The sequence below is a fragment of the Kitasatospora sp. NPDC101235 genome, from assembly GCF_044767505.1.
Classification (GTDB): Bacteria; Actinomycetota; Actinomycetes; order Streptomycetales; family Streptomycetaceae; genus Kitasatospora.
In genome coordinates this window covers 116,600-134,290 of the sequence record NZ_JBIWNZ010000008.1, presented here as the reverse complement: position 1 = coordinate 134,290, position 17,691 = coordinate 116,600, and the positions used below count along the sequence as shown (strand labels likewise).

The window sequence follows — 17,691 nt, the reverse complement described above, 5'->3', positions numbered from 1 at the left end:
CGTTCCCACGGAGGTGCTGCGTGGACACGGTCATCGTGCAACTACCCGGCCCGGCGCCCGAGATGGCGCCGGGCGAAGCCCCCGGCCTGCTGCGGATGGGCCCGGGCGAGGCCGCGGTGTTCGGGCGCGGGGAGCCCGGTCGGCCGGTCCCCATCCCGCTGCCCGACCAGGGCGTCTCCCGCCGGGCGGGAGAGGTGGCCGCGGCCGAGGACTACTGGCGGCTGTCCAACTTCTCCACCACGTCCACCTACGTGGTGGAGAACCTGGAGGGTGCGGGGGAGCACATCAAGGTGGCGCCCGGCCGGCTCGGCGCGCCCGTCCCGTTCGAACTCTCCCGGGTGCTGCTGCCCGCCCTCGGCGAGCCCGCCGCCTTCAAGGTCTTCGCCCCGCAGCACGCCTACCTCGACGGCCGTCCCGGCGGCGCCGACGGCGAACACACCGTCAGCCCGTTCGCCCTGGACCCGACCGCCAAGTACTTCCTGGTCCTGCTCGCGCTCTGCGAGCCCCGGCTGCGCTCGCCCTCCGCCGCGGCCGTCCCCGGGGTGACCGAGGTGCTCGCCCGCCTGCGCGCCCTGCCCGGCTGCCGCGGGCTGAGCCGTTCGGCGGTGAACTACCACATCGACTACCTGGTGGAGACCAAGCTGAGGCTGCGCGAGCCGTACGAGGAGGGGGCGGGCGGCGGCAAGCGCGAGGAACTGGTCGCGCTGGCGCTGAAGTTCGACCTCGTCCGGGAGGAGCACCTGGCCCTGCTCCCCTCCCGGCGCGCGGTCGCCCGGCCGTGACGCACGGCGCCCGACCCGAGCCGGACCCGCCCGGCGACGGCCCGGCGCCCGGTGGTCCGCCCCTCGCGGTCCCGGAGGGCTACCCGATCGCCGGCTACCGGCTCGGCGCCTTCCTCGGCGCGGGCGCCTGGGGCAGCGTGCACGCCGCCGAGGGCCCCGACGGCAGCCCGGCTGCCGTCAAGATCCTCGGTGCGGCCCGGTTCAGCCCCGGCCAGCGCCGGACCGTGGCCCAGATGGCCCGCAGCGAGCAGTGCTTCAGCCGCCGCGCCGACCACCCCCACCTGATCCGCACCCTCGCCGTGGTCACCGTCGAGGACCCGGACCACCCGGCGCTGGACGGCGCCGTGGCCCTGGTGATGGAACGCGCCGCCCGCAGCCTCCAGGACCTGCTGGCCGAGGCCCGCCCCGGGACGGCGGTGCCGGACGCCGAGCGCATCCTGACCGAGGTCTGCGCCGGACTGACCCACATGCACCGGGCCGGCTGGGTGCACGGGGACCTGAAACCGGCCAATGTCCTGCTGATGCCCGACGGCACCGCCAAGATCGCCGACTTCGGCCTCACCGCCGAGCTGGAGGGCACCCACGCCTACGCCCCGCCCCTCGGCTCGCCCGACCACGTCCCGCCCGAGTGGTGGTCCGAGCGCACCGGCGCCCGCGGCGTCGCGGTGCGCCCCAGCGCCGACGTCTGGGCCTTCGGCGTGATCGCCCACCAGCTGCTCACCGGCGGCCTGCACCCCTTCCTCGGCGCCACCGCCAGGGCCCGCTCGCTGGCCGCCCAGGCGTACGCGCGGGGCGCCGCGCCGCTGCGGCTGGACGAGGCGCTGCCGGTGCGCTGGCGGGCCGTGGTCACCGCCTGCCTCGCCCCCGGGCGGGAGCAGCGGACCCGGACCGAGCCGGCGGTGCTGGTCGCCCGGGCCACCGCCCGGCCGGCCCGGCGCCGACGCGCCGCCGCCCGGGCCGGTGCGGGCCTGCTCTCCTGCGGGCTCGCCGTCCTCGCCCTGGCCGGCGGGCCGGAGCCCGGCGGGCCGGGCGCCGCCCCGCGCGCGGTGCCCCCGCCGTCCGGCGCGATCCCGGCCGGCTCGGACGTTCCGGTGGTCTACCGGGGCATGATCGAGAGCACGGCACGGCGCTGCCCCGAGCCGGAGGTCACCCCGGTGCTGCTGGCCGCCATGCTGAAGGCCGAGAGCGGCTTCGATCCGAACGCCGCCCGACCGGAGACCGGCGAGTACGGCATCGCCATGTGGACGCCATCCGTCTTCGCGGCGTGGGGCGAGGCCGCCACCCACGCCGGACCCAAGTCGTACTGGGACCCGGGCGACGCGATCGCGGCGATGGGCAACTACGCCTGCTGGCTCGACCAGCAGATAAAGCGCCGCGGCTTCACCCGCGACCTGCCCGCCCTGGTCGCGGCGGCCTACCGGACCAGCGACAAGACCGTGGCGGCCGCCGGAGGGGTCCCGGAACGCGTTCGGATACATGTCGACAAAGTCCTTCGGTACCTTCACGACTACGGTGGGTGAGCGACGAAATGGGATGAGTTATGCCACATCCATACGTATCCCGGCGCGGGCACCCGGGTGACCGGCCTCCGGTCTGGAATCCTCGGCGGCATGATCACGAAGCTCCGCGCGGGTGCCGCGCAATGGACCGTCGTCGTTCCGGTGGTGTCCTTCCTCGTCCTCGTCCTGACCTGGCACGAGGAGCTGCCCGGCTGGGTGGTGGCGGTGGTCGCCTGCTTCCTGGTGGGCGCCGTGCTGTCCGCCGTGCACCACGCCGAGGTCATCGCGCACTGGTCGGGGGAGCCCTTCGGATCACTGGTCCTCGCGGTGGCGGTCACCGTGATCGAGGTCGCACTGATCGTGACGCTGATGGCCGACGGCGGGGGCAAGTCCGCCACGCTGGCCCGGGACACCGTCTTCGCCGCCGTGATGATCACCTGCAACGGCATCCTCGGACTGTCCATCCTGGTTGCCGCGGTCAAGTACCGGACCGCCGTGTTCAACGCCGAGGGCACCGGCGCCGCGCTCGCCTGCATCGCGACCCTCGCGACCCTCAGCCTGGTACTGCCGACCTTCACCACCAGCACGCCCGGCCCGCAGTTCTCCACCACCCAGCTCGCCTTCGCGGCCACCGCCTCGCTGGTGGTCTACGGACTGTTCGTCGCCACCCAGACCGTCCGGCACCGGGACTACTTCCTGCCCGTCACCCCCGAGGGCCGGGTGCTGGACGAGGAGGACCACGCCTCCCCGCCCACCCTCCGGGCCGCCGGGGTCAGCCTGCTGCTGCTCGCCGTCGCCCTGGTGTCGGTGGTGGGCCTGGCCAAGGGCGTGTCGCCGACCATCGAGAAGGCGGTGGACGACGCCGGGCTCCCGCACGCCGTGGTCGGCGTGGTGATCGCCATGATGGTGCTGCTGCCGGAGACGATCGCGGCGCTGCGCGCGGCCGTCCGCAACCGGGTGCAGACCAGCCTCAACCTCGCCCTCGGCTCGGCGCTCGCCAGCATCGGCCTGACCATCCCGGCGGTCGCGATCGCCTCCAGCTGGCTCTCCGGCCCCCTCGTCCTCGGGCTCGACCCGGCGCACATGGTGCTGTTGACCCTGACGATCGTGCTGCTCACCCTCACGGTCATCCCGCGCCGGGCGACTCCGCTCCAGGGCGCGGTGCACCTGGCGGTGCTGGCGGGGTACGTGGTGCTGGCGTTGAACCCGTGAGGGCGCGCCGGCCGTAGTCGGGAGTGGAAGCCCCTGGCCCGTACCCCCGCGCGGCCAGGGGCTTCCGGCGTTCCCGGGGCCGGGTCGGGAGGTGCCGGTGGGGGCGGTGGTACCGATGGGGGCGGCGATGTCGGCGGTTCCGGTGGTGCGGTCGGTGAACCCGGGGGGAGTGTCCGGCCGTGGTTCCGGGTGAGGGCCCTGGCCGACCCCCGTGGCCAGGGCCCCTCGTCGATCCCGGCGCGACCGCCGGTGAACCCCCGAGGGGGTGCGCGCCGTGGAACGACGGGGAGCCCCTGGCCACGCAGCTGCTCGCGGGCCAGGGGCTCAGTGGCGCCGCGGCTCAGTCGCGGCATGCCGCCCGGGAGGGCCCGGGCGGGAGTGTCAGGATTCGGTGCGGCGACGGCGGGTGTAGACCACCGCGCCCGCGCCGCCCAGCAGCAGCACGGTGCCGGCGCCGGCGTAGAGCAGGGTGCCGTCACTGCCGGTGGTGGCCAGCTTCTTGCCGTCCGCGGCGGCGCCCGGGATCGGGGTGGGCACGCTGACCTTGTCGGGCATGATCAGCGGCTGCTCCGGGTTGACCGGGGTCTCGGTGGCCGGGACGTTCACCGGCACGGTGGCGGTCGGCGCGCTGGACGGGGCCGGGCTCGGGGCGCCGCTGGGCGCGGTGGTCGGCTCCTGGGTGGCCGGGGTGGTGGCCGGAGTCGTCGCCGCCGGGCTGGTCGGGGTGGTGGCCGGAGTGGTTGCCGCCGGGCTGGTCGGGGTGGCGGTCGGAGGCACCGGGGGCTTCGGCGTCTCGGTGGGCTGCGTGCTCGCGCTCGGCGAGGCCGGGGTCGTCGCGGGCGTCGTGGCCGGGGGCGTGGCGGGGGTCGTGGCCGGGGGCGTCGCCGGGGTCGACGGGCTGTGCGAGGGCACCGAGGTCGGGCTCGCCGGCGGCGTCTTCACCGGGGTCGGCGTCACGGTCGCCGAAGGCTTGCCGGTCGGGGCCGGGGGCTGCCCGCCGCAGTCGACCTTGAACACCTTGTGCTTGGGGTTGTTGAGGTCCGGCTTCTTGGGCAGCTTGCCGTCCACCAGCTCGACCGACTGCCAGTAGAGCTTGTAGTGGCCGTCCGGCAGGTGGATGTCCTCGGTCCGCACGTGCCCGTGCGGGTCGACCGGGAGGTCGCCCCACGCGGCGAGCGTCTCGCCCTTGGGGCCGACGGTGGCGATCGCCCAGATCACGTCCTGGTTGGCGTCGAAGCCGAAGGAGTCCAGGTAGAAGGTGCAGACCTTGGGCTCGTTGCGCACGTCCTCCTGGCCGGTGGCGGCGTCGTGGATCTTGACGGTGCCGTTGTTGCCGGGGGCGCCGCCCTTGCCGCCCGAAACGGCGTGTGCGGCGGGGGCGAGCAGCATGAGCGCGGCGGCGGTCGGGACGGCCACCAGGGAGCGCGCGGCGGTGGAGCGGAGGTGCATCGGAGTTCCATCGGGTACGGCAGGCCGGAGCGGGCCCGCGCGGCGGGGAGGGAGCCTCCGGTCGGCCGTTCGGCAGGAGCCGGTGTCGTGCGACGGGAGGGCACAAGAGTTCCCGCAGCGGGAAACGTGACGCAAGGGAGGTTTGGCCGAAATGCATCGCTGAAGGCGATTGGTCCGACTAGTCCGTCATAACGATCCGATCACCCGATTGTCTGGACTTCGTGTGCGTTCGACCCTGGTGAGCGGTCAACTCCGGTCCCCGGTCCGGCGGGTGGTCCCGGATGGCCGTGGTGGCCGGTATTGACCGGTTCACGGCGGCGGACTGCGTGTCGGGCGGCGGGTCGGCGCCGGGGTTCTCTATCGTCCGTCCGGGACCGCCCAGTCCGCGGCCCCCGCTGCGTGTACAGCCGATCCGACCCGTGGGAGAGTGCGATGCCCGGCCCAGAGCAGACCGTCCCGGAGCCGACCGGTGAGGCCGGGGAGAGCGTGAAGGCCGGGGGGAGCGCCGACGTCATCGTGGTCGGCGCCGGGCCGGCCGGCTCCACCGCGGCAGCCCACCTCGCACGGACCGGACTGGACGTCCTGCTGCTGGAGAAGTCCGCCTTCCCGCGCGAGAAGGTCTGCGGGGACGGCCTCACCCCGCGCGTCGTCAAGCAGTTGACCGACCTCGGCATCGACGTCTCCGAGGAGGCCGGCTGGTTGCACAACCGGGGCCTGCGGCTGATCTCCGGGCACCGCTCGCTGGAGTTCGACTGGCCCGAGCTCTCCGCCTTCCCCGGGTTCGGGCTGGTCCGGCGCCGCGCCGACTTCGACGAACTGCTCGCCCGCAAGGCGGCCTCGGCCGGCGCCCGGGTGGTCGAACGCGCCAATGTGACGGGCCCGTTGCTGGACGAGCGGACCGGCCGGATCACCGGCGTCACCGCCAAGCTGGGGGAGGAGCGCCGGCCGGTCGCCTACCGGGCCCCGATCGTGGTCGCCGCCGACGGCAACTCCACCCGGCTGTCGGTGGCGATGAAGCGCTACCGCCGCACCGACCGTGCGATGGGCGTCGCGTACCGGACGTACTTCACCACCCCGCGCCACGACGACCGCTACCTGGAGGCCTGGCTCGACCTGCGCAGCCCCACCGACCCGGCCCGGCGCCTGCTGCCCGGCTACGCCTGGGTGTTCGGCATGGGTGACGGCACCGCCAACGTCGGCCTCGGGATCCTCGACACCGCCAAGGCCGAGGTGGACTGGCGGGAGCTGCTGCGCCGCTGGTGCGACGGCCTGCCGCCGGAGTACGGCTACACCCCCGACGGGGTCACCGAGCCGATTCGTGGCGCCGCCCTGCCGATGGGCCTCAACCGCCGCCCCCACTACGCCGACGGCCTGCTGCTGGTCGGCGACGCGGGCGGCACGGTCAGCCCGGGCACCGGCGAGGGCATCGCCTACGCGATGGAGTCCGGCCGCTACGCCGCCGAGACCATCGTCCAGGCCCTCGCCCGCCGCACCGACCGCGGCCGCGAACTCGCCCTGCGCGCCTACCCGCAGGCGCTGCGCTCCGCCTACGCGGGTTACTTCGTGCTCGGCCGCCTGGCCGCCGAACTGCTGGGCCGCCCGAAGCTGCTCGGCGCGGCCGGGGCCGCCGGGCTCGGCCACCCTGCGCTGCTGAAGGTGGCGTTCCGGCTGATGGTCAACCTGACCGAGCCGAACTCCAAGGACGCCCTCGACCGGCTGCTCCACCTGCTCGGGAGGGTCGCCCCGGGGAAGTGACCCGGCCGCGCCGGACCGCTCATCCTGATGGACGGACGGTCCCGCTGTCCCGGGTTCGGCCGAATTCACGGAGTCGAACGCGCAGTCGCACGGATCGTGTTGACGAATGATCAGTCAATCCGATTGCCTGGTGTCGAACCAGCCACGGAGGGTGAGCATGACGACCCTCCGTGGCTCCTTTCTCGACCGCTGACCCGTTCGACGGAGACACCGTGCGCCTTCGCCTTCGCCTGCTCGTCGCGCCGCTCGCCGCGGCCACCGTCCTCACCGCCCTGAGCACCCCCGCCGCCGTCGCGGCCCCGGCGGCCACCCCCTCCGACCAGTGCTCCGCCGCCTTCCGCCACGACGACGCCCGCCTCGGCCCCGCCGACCTCCCCACCACCGGCCCGGTCGGCCGCCAGCTCATCGGCTACCAGCGCACCGGTGGCGCGAGCGACCAGGACTTCCTGGCCAGGTACTACGACCCGGCCGGCAACGGCGGCAAGGGCGGCTGGACCTACCCGCCGGCCGACGGCTACGTCACCCTGCCCGACGGCCGCCCGATCGAGTTCGACCTCACGCTCTACCCGAACCAGAACATCGACCGCTACGGCAGCGAGTACGGCGCCTTCCTCGCTCCCGAGGGCCTGCCCTACGCCAACCGCGCGATCCCGCCGCAGAGCCTGGACGGCAACCCGCCGGCCGCCTGCAACTACCACGACTACAAGGTGGTCAAGGCCTTCACAGTGCACGCCGGCCCGATCGCGCCCTGGTTCAACCAGCCCGGCTGGGGCCTCCAGTACCAGCTCGACGGCGCCCTGCTGCCCGGCGGTCCGGCCAGGCTGAACGTGCTCTGGCTGGTGGAGAACGGATACCTGGCCCGGATCTGACCCCGCCCCGCCCGTACGGCGGTGCCCGGCGCCCGGCCCCGGCCGGTCACCGGACGCCGCCGTCGCGCCGGTCGTGCGGCGCCGGAAACGCGATATTCGCTGGCGGGCACCGGGGAACGGGGGATACGAAGACGGGATGACCACCAGCGATCCCGGCACCGACCAGCGCGTCTTCCGCCCCACCGTCCTCGACCTCGGTGACGTCCTGCTGCGCCCGTGGGGGCGCGCCCTCGACGTGCCCGGCGGCATCGCGCCCGCCCTGACCGCCGCCGCGGCGGACCCGGCCGTCGCCCGCTGGAGCCCGCTCAGCGCCGCCGGCCCGGTGGTCGTCGACACCTACCTCGGCCGTTGCGAGGAGCACTGGGCCGCGGGCACCGCGGCGTCCTTCGCCGTCATCGACGCCGCCGACGGCAGCCTCTGCGGCAACGCCTACCTGGGGTGGACCAACCGGGACGACGGCGTGGCCATGATCGGCTACTGGCTGCTCGCCGCCGCCCGCGGCCGGGGCCTGGCCACCCGGGCCACCACCGCCGTCACCCGCTGGGCGGTGGACCACGCCGACGTTCGCCGCATCGAGCTCTACCACGCCGTCGCCAACGAGGACTCCTGTCGCGTCGCGACGCGGGCCGGGTTCCCGTACGAGGGCACGCTGCGCGGCTCCTACACCTACGGCGGGGGCGTCTACGTGGACGAGCACCTGCACGCCCGGCTGGCTTCGGACCCGTTCACGGACTGAGGTCCCGTGGACGGGCCCGCGGGCGGGATCAGCCCCGGACGGTCGCGCCTTTCGGGGCCCCGGGCGCAGGCTGCGCGCGCGGCGGGGGAGCGACCTAACCTGGAGGGGAGCGTTTCGGTGCGTCGCCCGCGAACGGAGCGGTGACCATGACGGTGATCTCGGCGGCTCTCTTCGGTACCGACTGGTGGCAGCCCGCGCTGCCCGGCGGTGCCGAGTTGCTGCGCGAGTGTGCCGCCCGTGGGTGGACGGTCGTGCTGACCGGCCCCGGGCCGGCCGGCGCCCCGGCGCTGACCGTGGCCGATCCCGGCGGCGACCCGGTGCGGGCCGCGCTGGAGCTGGTGGACGGCAGGCCCTCGCACGCCGTGGCCGTCGCCGGGAGCGTGCGCGACGTACGGGCGGCGCGGCGGGCCGGGGTGCCGTGCGTGGCCCTGGCGGCCGGCCCGGACACCGACCAGGAGCTGCGGGCGGAGGGCGCGGTCGAGGTGCACCGCGACGCCGCCGCACTGCTGAGCGTCCTGGACGACAGCCTGCTCGCCCGCCCCCGGGCCTTCGGGCCCGCCGGCGCCGCAACGGGCGGCGCCCTGAACGGTTAGCACCAGCCCGTACCGGGCAACCGCCGGGTGTGAGCATGTCACCCGAAGTGTCGGAGGTGACCGAGATGGACGGACCCGCGTTGAGCGGATGGGAGCGGCGGCTCCTCGAGGAGATCGAGTCCGATCTGCGCCAGGACACACGGCTCGACCGGAAGCTGAGCACGATGGGCGGCAAGCCGCCCAGCCGGGCCCGGGGTGTGGTTCGCGGCATCGGGCGCAGGATCTCGGCCGGGGTGGTGCTGACCGCCCTGGTGATGACGGCGATCTGCCTCGGCGTGGGCGTACGGACCCCGGTCACCGCCGTGCTGGTCGCGCTCGGCGTGGTCTGGGTGGCCACGGTGACGGCCGCGATCGCCACCTCGGAGCTGCTGCGCCGCCGGCGCGCGGCCCGCAGCCCCACCGACGCGGCGGACCCGGCGCAGACACGGGAGCGCCGGGAGCGGCGCCCCTGGGACCGTCCGGAGGCGTGATGCGATGACCACCGACCTGTGGGAGTACCGCCCGGGCTCCCATCCCGCCGCCGACCTCACGCTGGTCGGGTACGAGGTGCACGCCACCGACGGCCCGGTCGGCCGGGTCGAACAGGACGCCGGGGATCACCTGCTGGTCGACGCCGAGCCCTGGGTGCCGGGCGCCCGGGTGCTCGTTCCGGCCGGACTGGTCGCCCGGCTCGACCACCTCGACCGAGCCGTCCACCTCGACTGCCCGCGTGCCAGGCTCAGTTCGGCCCCGCCCGCGGCCGTCGACCTGACCGCCCCGCACCCGCGCTGAGCGACCGTGCCATGGGCTGGCCGTCCACCACGCTCACCGGCCGGACGATCGCCTTCCTGGTCGCTCCGTACGGGGCCGAGCAGGTCGAACTGACCGACCCCTGGCAGGCGGTCGCCGAGTCCGGCGGCACCCCGCGGCTGCTGTCCACCGCCGAGGGGCGGGTCCAGGCCGTCCGGCACCGGGCCCCGGGCGACACCTTCGCCGTGGACGCCCTGGTCGCCGACGCCGACCCGGCCGACTACGACGGGCTGGTCCTTCCCGGCGGCGTCGCCAACCCCGACCGGCTGCGCCTGGACCGCCCGGCGGTAGCCTTCGTGCACGCCTGCTGCGCCGCCGGCCGCCCGGTCGCGGCGATCTGTCACGCGGCCTGGACGCTCATCGAGGCCGACGCGGTGCGCGGCCGCACCCTGACCTCCTGGCCCAGCCTGCGCACCGACCTGGTCAACGCCGGCGCGCACTGGGTGGACGAGCCCGTCCACGTCTGCCGCGACGGGCCCGGCCCGCTCGTCACCAGTCGCAAACCGCACGACCTGCCGCTGTTCGACGACGCCTTCGTGACGGAGTTCGCCCACGCCGCGGCGAAGCGGCGGACGTGAACGCCGGCGGCACCGCGCGATCGCAATCGGCCGTCAGTCGCCCCGGAGGCGGACGAAGGTGGCGGTGGGCGGGCGGCCGGTGAGGGTGAGTTCGGCGCGGAGGGGTGAGGTCAGCGGGTGGACCGGGCCGTGGTCGGGGTCCGTGGTGGGCGGGCCGAGCAGGGGGCGGGCGACCTCGGCGACCTCGCGGGACTGGACCGGGGTGAGCCGTGGGGTGGTCAGGAACACCCGCCCGTCGTCGAGCTGGAGGATCAGCGCCTGCGGGTGCGCGGCCGGGCCGGTGACGGCGCGGACGGTGGCGTCGAGGGTGTCGTTGCGACGGTACTTGACCCAGACGCGGCCCGCGCCGCGCGGGCGGTACGGGGCGGCGGCGGCCTTGCAGACCAGGCCCTCCACCCCGGTGTCGGCGAGCCGCTCCATCCACTCCAGCGCCTCCGCCCGGTCAGTGGTGGCCATGACCGGCTGGATCGGCGGCGGGACGTCGGCGAGGGCGGCGAGCAGCAGGCGGCGGCGGTCGGCGAGCGGCAGCCGGCGGACGTCGCGGCCGGGCAGCGCCAGCAGGTCGAAGGCGATCAGGCCGAGCGCCACCTCGGGAGCGGCGGCGCGGGCCCGGCGGGTGCGCAGCAGCTCGCCGAAGGCGAACCGGCCGCCGTGCCAGGCGACCAGCTCGGCGTCCAGCACCAGCCCCTCCGGCAGCCGGGCGACGGCGGCGGCGATCGGCGGGAACTCGGGGGCGAGGTCGCGGCCGCTGCGGGACTGGAGGTACGCGGGGCGCTCGCCCCGGGCGAACGCGACGCAGCGGAAGCCGTCCAGCTTCAGCTCGTACTGCACGCCTCCGCCGCCCAGGCCGTCGGCGGGCGGGACGGCGGTCACGGCGGCCGGACGCATCACCTCGACGGGCGGGCGCAGCACCTGGCGCGAGGGCCCCGGCTGCGGCGCCGCCGCGGGCACGCCGGGCAGCGGCCGGGCCCGTTCCGGGTCCAGCAGCGGGGCGAGCAGGTCGCCGTGCGCGGCCAGCCGGTCGGGCACCTCGGCGAGGGTGAAGACCAGGTCCTGCTCGTGGCCGGCCCGTTCCAGCTCCGCCCAGGCCAGCGGGGTGGAGACGGTCGGCAGCGGTCGGGCCCGCAGGGTGTACGGCGCGGCGGTGGTCTTCTTGGCGTTGTTCTGCGACCAGTCGACCAACACCCGGCCCCGGCGGCGGGCCTTGGCCATGGTGTGCACCACGAGGTCCGGGTGCTCGGCCTCCAGGGCGGCGGCCAGCGCCTTCGCGTACGCGGAGACCCGAGTGCTCGGGGTGGGTTCGATCGGGACCAGCAGGTGCAGTCCCTTGGAGCCGGACGTCTTCGCCCAGGCCGCCAGGCCGTCCGCCGCGAGCCGCTCGCGCAGCAGCAGCGCGACCGTACGGCAGGTCAGCACGTCGGCGCCCTCGCCGGGGTCGAGGTCCAGCACCAGCCGGTCGGCGAGGGCGGGCGCGGCGGCGTGCCACTGCGGGACGTGCAGTTCCAGGCAGCCCAGGTTGGCGACCGCCAGCAGGGCCGCACCGTCCGTCAGCACCACCTGGCGCAGCTCGCCGGTGGTGCTCGGCACGTCGACCGTGCGCACCCAGTCCGGGGTGCCGGGCGGCGGGTTCTTGGCGACGAACACCTCCGCCTCGACGCCGTTTGGGCAGCGCAGGAAGGAGACCGGGCGGTCGCGCAGGTGCGGGAGCAGCGCGGTGTGCACGGCGGCGTAGTACCGCAGCACCTCGCCCTTGGGAGTGCCGGTGCGCGGGTAGTACACCTTGTCGAGGTGGGAGAGGGCGAGGGTGCGCCCGTCCACCGTCATCCGCGGCACGGTCCGCCTCCGATGCCTCCGGTTGGTGGCCCCCGCAGCCAGTCTGCCCCGGTTCGGGCGTGCCCGCCCCGGGCCCGGCGCTCCGTGGCCGCCCCGCTCCGCGACGTCCGGCAGCGCCAGGTACGGCGCGCGCAGCCGCTCCACCGGCGTGCGCACCGCTCACCCCCGCGGGTGAGCGACCGGCCGGGGTCGCGGACGGAGACGGGGTTGCTTATGGTGAGGGCGCGGTCACACGCCTTCCGCTCCGACGGCGGGAGCCCGGATGCGCCGCCGGGGGGATGCGGGGGGCCAGCCGGGGGGAACCATCGACGAAGGAGTCCCCGTGACCACTGCCCGAGACATCATGCACACCGGTGCCCAGTGCATCGGCGCCCATCAGACGCTGGCCGAGGCCGCGCAGATGATGCGCGACAAGAACGTGGGCGCGCTGCCGATCTGCGGCGACGACCAGAAGCTGAAGGGCATCATCACCGACCGCGACATCGTGCTGCGATGTATCGCGGAGGGCAAGAACCCGGCCACGATGACGGCCATGGAGCTCTCCGGCCATCTGCACTGCGTGCGCGCCGAGGACAGCATGGATCTGGTACTGCGCAAGATGGAGCAGCACCAGATCCGGCGCATCCCGGTGATCGACGGGGACCGGCTGGTGGGCATGATCAGCGAGGCGGACCTGGCGATGGGCCACCGTCAGGGCCAGCGGCTGACCGATCAGCAGATCATCGAGTTCATGGACAGCGTCTACATGAAGCAGTGACCGGCTGACACCCCGCGCGCCCCGTCCGCGAATGCTTCCGGCCCGGCCGGTCCCCCGTACCGGCCGGGCCCTTCGAGCGTGCCGGGCGGGGCACCGGTGCGTCTTGTACGAATGCGCACGGCTGCGAGGGCGCACGCCTCAGCCTCCGGTGCCCAGGACGGTGCTGGTCACCCGCCCGGTGACCCGGTCGGTGACCCGGCCGGCGGGCTGGGGCAGGGCGGCGGTGCGACGGGAGGCCAGGAACACGCGTGGCGAGCAGCCGACCATGGCGCGGAAGCTCCGGTCAAGGTGGGACTGGTCGTAGTAGCCGCAGCGCGCGGCCAGGTCGGCGCCGGTGGGCCGGTCCTCGGTGGGGCGGTCCTCGGCGGGGCGGTCCTCGTGCGCGGTCAGGACGTTGAGGGTGCGCTGGAGCCGGAGGATGCCCGCCGCCTGCTTGGGGGCCAGCCCGAGGTGCTCGCGGAAGCGCAGCTCCAGCCGGCGTCGGCTCCACCCGCTGCCCTTGACCAGGGTGCCGATCGGCACCAGCCCGTGCGAGTGCCGCAGTTGCCGCCAGACCCAGTGCACCGAAGGGTCCCAGTCCGGCCCGTACGCGAACAGCGCACCGAAGTAGCCGTCCAGCATGGCGAACCGGGCCGGCCAGCCCGGGGTGTGGGCCAGCCGGTCGGTCAGCGACCGCAGTCGCGGGCCCAGGACGTCCCCGGCCTCGGCCCAGTGCCCGCCGAGCTCGCCGGCCAGCGGCCCGAACGCCCGGAAGGCGCCCTGCGGGGTGAGCGAGACGGCCAACCCGTGCAGCACGCCCGCGTGTTCGGCGATCGTCGCGGTGCGGCGCAGCCCGGCCGCGACCGAGCCGAAGGCGGCGGCGGGCGCGGGGGAGACGGCGTCGATGAGGCTCAACGTGCCCTCGAAGGCGAGTGCGACGGTGACCACGTCCGTCGGCACCTCCAGCCGCCGCAGCGGCTGCCGCAGGGCCAGCCGGTAGCCGCGGTAGCCGAGGACGTACCCGCGCAGCGGTGCGGCGGGGGTGCCGACGACCGTCCCGGGCGAGGTGATGAGGAGGGTGTTCCGGGTCATCGCAACTCCCCTGCTCGGCCTGGCGGGTGGCATGCACGGGCCATGGTAGGCGGCGCCGGTCGGCCTCCGGGAGGCCTCGTGCTACCCGGGTGGCGGGCTGTCTCAGGGGCCGGATCCTTCTTTCTTGCCAGTCGAGATACGGGCACAATCGCGCACATGGGAAAGCAGTACGAATGCATCGACGGTCGGTTGCGCGAGTTCATCGAGCGTCAGCCGGTCTACTTCGTGGCCACCGCCCCGCTGGACGCCGACGGGCACGTCAACCTCTCGCCCAAGGGGCGCTCCGGGACGCTCGCGGTGATCGACGAACTCACCCTCGCCTACCTGGACTTCGGCGGCTCGCAGGCCGAGACCGTCGCCCACCTGCGGGAGAACGGCCGGATCACCCTGATGTGGTGCGCCTTCGAGGGCCCGCCGACCGTGGTGCGGGTGCACGGGCGCGGCGAGCCGGTCTTCCGGAACGACCCGAGGTTCGCCGCACTGCTCGGCCACTTCGACCCGGCCGCGGACGGCTCCGGCCTGCGGGCGATCGTGCTGGTCAGGGCCGAGCGGGTCAGCGACTCCTGCGGGTACGCGGTGCCGTTCATGGACTACCGTGCCGACCGCGACCTGCACGCCCAGTACTTCGACCGCAAGGACGAGGAGGAGTTCGGCGCCTACTGCGAGCGCAAGCCGCTGGTCGGCACCAGCATCGACGGCCTGCCGGCCGTCCCGCTGCCGCTCCCGCCGCGGCCGTCCTGACGGTCGTACCTTCCCGATGGCCTGTCAGCCGATCGGATCGGGGCCGAGGATCGCCGGCTCCTCCGGACCGGGGACCGGTACGAACCCTCCGGCGTACACCTCGTGGGCGTTCAGGGTTCCCCCGGCGGAACGCGACGAGGCCGCCGCACCCCGTGGCGGGGTGCGGCGGCCTCATGGCACGCGGTCCTACTTGCCCAGACCGGCCTTGACGGAGCAGACCGGCCAGGCGCCGGGGCCCTGGGCGGCGAGGACCTTCTCGCCGATGGCGATCTGCTGGTCCTTGGTGGCCTGGTGGGCCTGCGGGGCGTAGGCGGTGCCACCGAACGCGGCCCAGGTGCTGGAGGTGAACTGGAGGACGCCGTAGAAGCCGTTGCCGGAGTTGACGGCCCAGTTGCCGGTCGCCTCGCAGGCGGCGACCTTGTCCCAGACCGAAGCCGGCGCGGCAGAGGCACCGGTGGCCGTGACGAGGCCGGCCACCGGCAGGGCGGTGACCGCCCCGGCCATCAGAGCCATCCGGACGCGGTTGCGGCGCTTCGGGGTGGCAGTGGTGGTGGCAGCGGCAGTCTCGTTACGGAAGGTCATGGGGGTTCCTTTCGGAGGGGTCTGCGAGCGCGCGGAACCAGGCCCTCGGAAGGCCGTCGGTTTCGGGGACAAGCCACTCGCGTGGTCCTGCACCGTCCTGCTCGGGGGCCGCCGGTGCCGATTCCGCCGGCCCGGGTGGCCCGCACCACAGCCCTCACCCGGAGTGCCCCCTGCCCCCACTTCCGGTGGCGGGCATAGCCTCGGCCCCATGAGCAACGACAGCGATGCAGCGGACACGGCGGACGCGGGAGAGGCGGCCGCCGGTACGGGTGGGGCGGCGGCCGCCGGCAGAGAAGGGGCTGCCGCGGCGGGGGCGCCGATCGGCGCCGAGGAGCACGAGGCCGCGGCCGCGCCCACGGGCTTCGAGCTTGGCACCGACGGCCCCAAGGTGGTCCTGGCCGGTCTGGACGGCTCCGACTCCTCCTGGCGCGCCACCGCCTACGCCGCCGGGCTGGCCCGCCGCCAGGGCGCCGTCCTCGCGGTGGCGTACATCCAGCCGATCCTCGGCGCCGCGACCGCCCTGGCCGGGGCCGCGGTGGAGGAGACCACCCAGGAGATCGCCGAGGAACTGCTGACCGCGCTGCGCGAGGCCGAGCACCGGGTGCGTGAGGTGTGGAGGGTGGAGTGGCGCTTCCTGACCGTGCGCGGCGACCCGTACACCGGCCTCGCCAAGCTCGCGGACGAGCTGCGCGCCGACGCCGTGGTGGTCGGCGTCTCCGAACAGGCCGGGCACAAGGTGATCGGTTCGGTGGCGGTCCGGCTGGTGAAGGCAGGCCGCTGGCCGGTCACCGTCGTGCCGTAGCCCGCGGCCGGGCGACCGCCCGAAAGGGGCCGGGGTGGCGGCCGGTAGGGTGCGTGACCATGACGGACACGCGGGGCACGCACCCCTCCGAGCCCGCCCACCCGACCGGCAACGACCTGCACCTCGACCTCCCCGCCGGCGGCGGCCGCCGCGCCGCGCTGATGGCGGCCCTGCGCGAGGCGATCCGCAGCGGCAGACTGGCCCCCGGCACCCGGCTGCCGCCCTACCGCGCCCTCGCCGCCGACCTCGGCCTGGCCCGCAACACCGCCGCCGAGGCCTACGCCGAACTCGTCGCCGAGGGCTGGCTGACGGCTCGTCAGGGCTCCGGCACCACCGTCGCCGAACGCGCCGAACCCGTCTCGCGCGCCCGGGCCCGCCGGCCCTCCCGCCGTCCCGGTCCCGGCCACGACCTGCGCCAGGGGCAGCCCGACGCCGCTTCCTTCCCACGCAGCGCCTGGCTCGCCGCCGCCCGCCGCGCGCTCGTCGCCGCCCCCAACGAGGCCTTCGGGCCCGGCGATCCCCAGGGCCGGCGCGAACTGCGCACCGTCCTCGCCGACTACCTCGCGCGCGCCCGGGGGGTGCGCACCGACCCCGACCGGATCGTGGTCTGCTCAGGCTTCGCCCACGCGCTGCGGTTGCTCTTCGACGGCGTCACGCCCGTCCTGCCGCCCGCCGAGCACGGCCCGCTGGCCGTCGAGGCGTACGGGCTGGGCTTCCACCGCGGGCTGCTGGCCGCCGCGGGCGTCACCACCGTGCCGCTGCCGATCGACGAACGGGGCGCCCGGACGGGCGAGTTGGCGCAGCGTCCGGACGTCCGGACGGCCCTGCTCACCCCCGCCCACCAGTTCCCCACCGGGGGCCCGCTGCATCCGGGCCGCCGCGCCGCCGTGGTCGACTGGGCGCGCGGGCGCGGCGGGCTGGTCCTGGAGGACGACTACGACGGGGAGTTCCGCTACGACCGCCAGCCGGTCGGCGCCGTCCAGGGGCTCGATCCCGAACGGGTGGTCTACCTCGGCAGCACCAGCAAGAGCCTGACCCCCGCCCTGCGGCTCGGCTGGATGGTGCTGCCCGACCACCTGGTGGACCGGGCGCTCGCCGCCAAGGGCGAACGCGAGGGCTGGGCCAGCGCCCTGGACCAGCTGACCCTCGCCGAGTTCATCGACTCGGGCGGCTACGACCGGCACGTGCGCCGGATGCGCCGCCGCTACCGGGACCGCCGCGACCAGCTGGTGGCCGCGCTCGCCGCCCGCGCCCCGCACGTCGAGGTGTCCGGCATCGCGGCCGGGCTGCACGCGGTGCTGCGCCTGGAGCCGGGCACCGAGCGCTCGGTGCTCAAGGCCGCCGCGTACCGGGGCCTGGCCGTCGACGGGCTCGCCGACTACCGGCACCCGGCGATCGGCGAGGAGGCGATGCCCGCCGTCGACGGCCTGGTGGTCGGCTACGCCGCGCCACCGGACCACGCCTACCCGGCGGCGCTCGACGCGCTCTGCGACATCCTGCCGCCGTGTGCGTGAGGACGGATCCGGGACGTCGGGAGGGCGGCGAAGCACAGGCCCCCGGGCGGGCCCGCGGGGGAGGAACGCGAGCGGCGGGTGCGTGGTGTCCGCTCGCCGCTCCTGCGTCGGTACGGACCGGGGCCGAGG

18 protein-coding genes and 1 pseudogene are annotated in these 17,691 nt (G+C 75.2%); 14 read left to right on the top strand and 5 right to left on the bottom strand.

Going from position 1 to position 17,691, the window contains the following annotated elements:
- Window positions 1–20: 20 nt before the first annotated feature.
- The 3 genes from ACIRRH_RS16140 to ACIRRH_RS16130 all read left to right on the top strand — a co-directional run bounded on the left by ACIRRH_RS16140 (window position 21) and on the right by ACIRRH_RS16130 (window position 3,493).
- Entirely contained in the window at window positions 21–782 is a 762-nt protein-coding gene (locus ACIRRH_RS16140; protein WP_403067111.1) for a serine/threonine protein kinase, read from the top strand.
- A complete protein-coding gene (locus tag ACIRRH_RS16135) occupies window positions 779–2,302 on the top strand; it encodes a serine/threonine-protein kinase (protein WP_403067109.1) in 1,524 nt (507 codons plus the stop codon). The genes ACIRRH_RS16140 and ACIRRH_RS16135 overlap by 4 nt, the downstream gene beginning before the upstream one ends.
- A gap of 90 nt (window positions 2,303–2,392) precedes the next feature.
- Window positions 2,393–3,493: a calcium:proton antiporter gene (locus tag ACIRRH_RS16130; RefSeq protein WP_403067107.1), complete on the top strand. Its 1,101-nt coding sequence runs from the start codon at window positions 2,393–2,395 to the stop codon at window positions 3,491–3,493.
- Window positions 3,494–3,874: 381 nt separating this feature from the next.
- Here ACIRRH_RS16130 and ACIRRH_RS16125 read toward each other — a convergent pair whose 3' ends face one another.
- Window positions 3,875–4,942 carry an LPXTG cell wall anchor domain-containing protein gene (locus ACIRRH_RS16125; RefSeq protein WP_403067105.1) on the bottom strand — a complete coding sequence of 356 codons (1,068 nt, stop codon included), beginning with the start codon at window positions 4,940–4,942 and terminating at the stop codon, window positions 3,875–3,877.
- Window positions 4,943–5,374: 432 nt separating this feature from the next.
- Here ACIRRH_RS16125 and ACIRRH_RS16120 point away from each other — a divergent pair, with 432 nt between their 5' ends.
- The 7 genes from ACIRRH_RS16120 to ACIRRH_RS16090 all read left to right on the top strand — a co-directional run bounded on the left by ACIRRH_RS16120 (window position 5,375) and on the right by ACIRRH_RS16090 (window position 10,262).
- A complete protein-coding gene (locus tag ACIRRH_RS16120) occupies window positions 5,375–6,697 on the top strand; it encodes a geranylgeranyl reductase family protein (RefSeq protein ID WP_403067103.1) in 1,323 nt (440 codons plus the stop codon).
- A gap of 212 nt (window positions 6,698–6,909) precedes the next feature.
- Window positions 6,910–7,566, top strand: coding sequence for a TNT domain-containing protein (locus ACIRRH_RS16115; protein ID WP_403067101.1), 657 nt, complete (start codon window positions 6,910–6,912; stop codon window positions 7,564–7,566).
- 136 nt (window positions 7,567–7,702) lie between these two features.
- The gene (locus ACIRRH_RS16110; RefSeq protein WP_403067099.1) at window positions 7,703–8,302 is read left to right on the top strand and encodes a GNAT family N-acetyltransferase; all 600 of its coding nucleotides are present in this window, start codon (window positions 7,703–7,705) and stop codon (window positions 8,300–8,302) included.
- Window positions 8,303–8,448: 146 nt separating this feature from the next.
- Entirely contained in the window at window positions 8,449–8,895 is a 447-nt protein-coding gene (locus ACIRRH_RS16105; RefSeq protein WP_403067097.1) for an HAD family hydrolase, read from the top strand.
- A 65-nt stretch (window positions 8,896–8,960) separates the two neighbouring features.
- Window positions 8,961–9,365, top strand: a complete 405-nt coding sequence (locus tag ACIRRH_RS16100) for a DUF3040 domain-containing protein (RefSeq protein ID WP_403067095.1) — start codon at window positions 8,961–8,963, stop codon at window positions 9,363–9,365.
- 4 nt (window positions 9,366–9,369) lie between these two features.
- On the top strand, window positions 9,370–9,666 hold the full coding sequence (locus tag ACIRRH_RS16095; protein WP_403067093.1) for a PRC-barrel domain containing protein: 297 nt from the start codon (window positions 9,370–9,372) through the stop codon (window positions 9,664–9,666).
- Between the two features lie 11 nt (window positions 9,667–9,677).
- Complete coding sequence (locus tag ACIRRH_RS16090) at window positions 9,678–10,262, top strand: type 1 glutamine amidotransferase domain-containing protein (protein WP_403067091.1); 585 nt, start codon at window positions 9,678–9,680, stop codon at window positions 10,260–10,262.
- A 33-nt stretch (window positions 10,263–10,295) separates the two neighbouring features.
- Here ACIRRH_RS16090 and ACIRRH_RS16085 read toward each other — a convergent pair whose 3' ends face one another.
- Together ACIRRH_RS16085 and ligD are read right to left on the bottom strand one after the other, a co-directional pair.
- A complete protein-coding gene (locus ACIRRH_RS16085) occupies window positions 10,296–11,150 on the bottom strand; it encodes a DNA ligase (RefSeq protein WP_403067421.1) in 855 nt (284 codons plus the stop codon).
- A 66-nt stretch (window positions 11,151–11,216) separates the two neighbouring features.
- A pseudogene (gene ligD / locus ACIRRH_RS16080) lies at window positions 11,217–12,086 on the bottom strand (non-homologous end-joining DNA ligase); the annotation flags it as partial.
- Window positions 12,087–12,417: 331 nt separating this feature from the next.
- Between ligD and ACIRRH_RS16075 the strand changes: the two are divergent.
- The gene (locus tag ACIRRH_RS16075; protein WP_403067089.1) at window positions 12,418–12,852 is read left to right on the top strand and encodes a CBS domain-containing protein; all 435 of its coding nucleotides are present in this window, start codon (window positions 12,418–12,420) and stop codon (window positions 12,850–12,852) included.
- 138 nt (window positions 12,853–12,990) lie between these two features.
- On the opposite strand, the gene ACIRRH_RS16070 is transcribed toward ACIRRH_RS16075, so the two are convergent.
- Window positions 12,991–13,923 carry a helix-turn-helix domain-containing protein gene (locus tag ACIRRH_RS16070; RefSeq protein ID WP_403067087.1) on the bottom strand — a complete coding sequence of 311 codons (933 nt, stop codon included), beginning with the start codon at window positions 13,921–13,923 and terminating at the stop codon, window positions 12,991–12,993.
- Between the two features lie 156 nt (window positions 13,924–14,079).
- On the opposite strand from ACIRRH_RS16070, the gene ACIRRH_RS16065 reads away from it, so the two are divergent.
- Window positions 14,080–14,664, top strand: coding sequence for a pyridoxamine 5'-phosphate oxidase family protein (locus ACIRRH_RS16065; RefSeq protein ID WP_403067085.1), 585 nt, complete (start codon window positions 14,080–14,082; stop codon window positions 14,662–14,664).
- A 186-nt stretch (window positions 14,665–14,850) separates the two neighbouring features.
- Here the strand turns inward: ACIRRH_RS16065 and ACIRRH_RS16060 are convergent, their stop codons facing one another.
- Entirely contained in the window at window positions 14,851–15,246 is a 396-nt protein-coding gene (locus tag ACIRRH_RS16060; protein ID WP_403067083.1) for a transglycosylase family protein, read from the bottom strand.
- Window positions 15,247–15,454: 208 nt separating this feature from the next.
- Between ACIRRH_RS16060 and ACIRRH_RS16055 the strand changes: the two genes are divergently transcribed.
- A complete protein-coding gene (locus ACIRRH_RS16055; protein WP_403067081.1) occupies window positions 15,455–16,048 on the top strand; it encodes a universal stress protein in 594 nt (197 codons plus the stop codon).
- A gap of 59 nt (window positions 16,049–16,107) precedes the next feature.
- On the top strand, window positions 16,108–17,562 hold the full coding sequence (locus ACIRRH_RS16050; RefSeq protein ID WP_403067079.1) for a PLP-dependent aminotransferase family protein: 1,455 nt from the start codon (window positions 16,108–16,110) through the stop codon (window positions 17,560–17,562).
- Window positions 17,563–17,691: the final 129 nt, after the last annotated feature.

What these genes read in the sequence shown, in the direction of transcription:
- ACIRRH_RS16130 (WP_403067107.1), top strand. Translation starts at nt 2,393, where the DNA reads ATGATCACGAAGCTCCGCGCGGGTGCCGCGCAATGGACCGTCGTCGTT.
- ACIRRH_RS16125 (WP_403067105.1), bottom strand. Translation starts at nt 4,942, where the DNA reads ATGCACCTCCGCTCCACCGCCGCGCGCTCCCTGGTGGCCGTCCCGACC.
- ACIRRH_RS16120 (WP_403067103.1), top strand. Translation starts at nt 5,375, where the DNA reads ATGCCCGGCCCAGAGCAGACCGTCCCGGAGCCGACCGGTGAGGCCGGG.
- ACIRRH_RS16110 (WP_403067099.1), top strand. Translation starts at nt 7,703, where the DNA reads ATGACCACCAGCGATCCCGGCACCGACCAGCGCGTCTTCCGCCCCACC.
- ACIRRH_RS16105 (WP_403067097.1), top strand. Translation starts at nt 8,449, where the DNA reads ATGACGGTGATCTCGGCGGCTCTCTTCGGTACCGACTGGTGGCAGCCC.
- ACIRRH_RS16100 (WP_403067095.1), top strand. Translation starts at nt 8,961, where the DNA reads ATGGACGGACCCGCGTTGAGCGGATGGGAGCGGCGGCTCCTCGAGGAG.
- ACIRRH_RS16095 (WP_403067093.1), top strand. Translation starts at nt 9,370, where the DNA reads ATGACCACCGACCTGTGGGAGTACCGCCCGGGCTCCCATCCCGCCGCC.
- ACIRRH_RS16090 (WP_403067091.1), top strand. Translation starts at nt 9,678, where the DNA reads ATGGGCTGGCCGTCCACCACGCTCACCGGCCGGACGATCGCCTTCCTG.
- ACIRRH_RS16085 (WP_403067421.1), bottom strand. Translation starts at nt 11,150, where the DNA reads ATGCGTCCGGCCGCCGTGACCGCCGTCCCGCCCGCCGACGGCCTGGGC.
- ACIRRH_RS16070 (WP_403067087.1), bottom strand. Translation starts at nt 13,923, where the DNA reads ATGACCCGGAACACCCTCCTCATCACCTCGCCCGGGACGGTCGTCGGC.
- ACIRRH_RS16065 (WP_403067085.1), top strand. Translation starts at nt 14,080, where the DNA reads ATGGGAAAGCAGTACGAATGCATCGACGGTCGGTTGCGCGAGTTCATC.
- ACIRRH_RS16060 (WP_403067083.1), bottom strand. Translation starts at nt 15,246, where the DNA reads ATGACCTTCCGTAACGAGACTGCCGCTGCCACCACCACTGCCACCCCG.
- ACIRRH_RS16055 (WP_403067081.1), top strand. Translation starts at nt 15,455, where the DNA reads ATGAGCAACGACAGCGATGCAGCGGACACGGCGGACGCGGGAGAGGCG.
- ACIRRH_RS16050 (WP_403067079.1), top strand. Translation starts at nt 16,108, where the DNA reads ATGACGGACACGCGGGGCACGCACCCCTCCGAGCCCGCCCACCCGACC.